Origin of the sequence: Roseomonas sp. TAS13, from assembly GCF_001950415.1 — a bacterium.
In the GTDB taxonomy this organism is placed as follows: Bacteria; Pseudomonadota; Alphaproteobacteria; order Acetobacterales; family Acetobacteraceae; genus Roseomonas; species Roseomonas mucosa.
Genome location: NZ_BDLP01000769.1, coordinates 1 through 723, shown reverse-complemented (window position 1 = coordinate 723; position 723 = coordinate 1). Strand labels below are relative to the sequence as shown.

The window sequence follows — 723 nt, the reverse complement described above, 5'->3', positions numbered from 1 at the left end:
TCGCCTTACGGTGGAGCTGTGCGTAGATGTGATCAAGAGACAGGCAGCCTGGCCTGGGATGCCACCGCGCGGCTGACGGCGCCGTTCTGGCGCCTGCACCTGCGGCGGCGCGCCCGGCGGAACAAGGAGATCCCCGCCCGCCTGCAGGAGCGCGAGGGCGGCGGCGCGGCCCGGCCTCCGGGGCGGCTGCTCTGGCTGCACGGCGCCAGCGTGGGGGAGAGCCTGTCCATCCTGCCGCTGATCGAGGCGCTGGCCCGGCGCGACCCGGCGCTGCGCTTCCTGGTCACCACCGGCACCGTGACCTCGGCGGAACTGCTGATGCGCCGCCTGCCGGAAACGCTCCGCCCCCGGCTGCAGCACCGCTTCGTGCCGCTGGACGTGCCGGACTGGGCGGACCGCTTCCTGCAGGGCTGGCGCCCGGATGCCGGGGTCTTCGTGGAAAGCGAGATCTGGCCGAACCTGCTGGCCGCCACGCGCCGGGCGCGGATTCCGATGCTGCTGGTCAATGCCCGCCTTTCGGAACGCTCGGCCCGGGGCTGGCGCTGGGCGCCGGGCCTGGCGCGGGAGGCCTTCTCCACCTTCCGGCTGGTGCTGGCGCAGAGCGAGGCCGACGCGGCGCGGCTGCGCGCCGCCGGGGCCGGGGAGGTGCGGGTCGCCGGCAACCTGAAATACGCGGCCTCCCCCCTGCCCGCCGATGCGGCGGAGCTGGCCCGCCTGCGCCGG

1 protein-coding gene is annotated in these 723 nt (G+C 75.7%); it reads left to right on the top strand.

Going from position 1 to position 723, the window contains the following annotated elements; translation table 11 throughout:
- Positions 1-18: 18 nt before the first annotated feature.
- Positions 19-723 (top strand): 3-deoxy-D-manno-octulosonic acid transferase (locus ROTAS13_RS25415; RefSeq protein WP_305793738.1); only part of this gene is annotated, 705 nt, incomplete at its 3' end.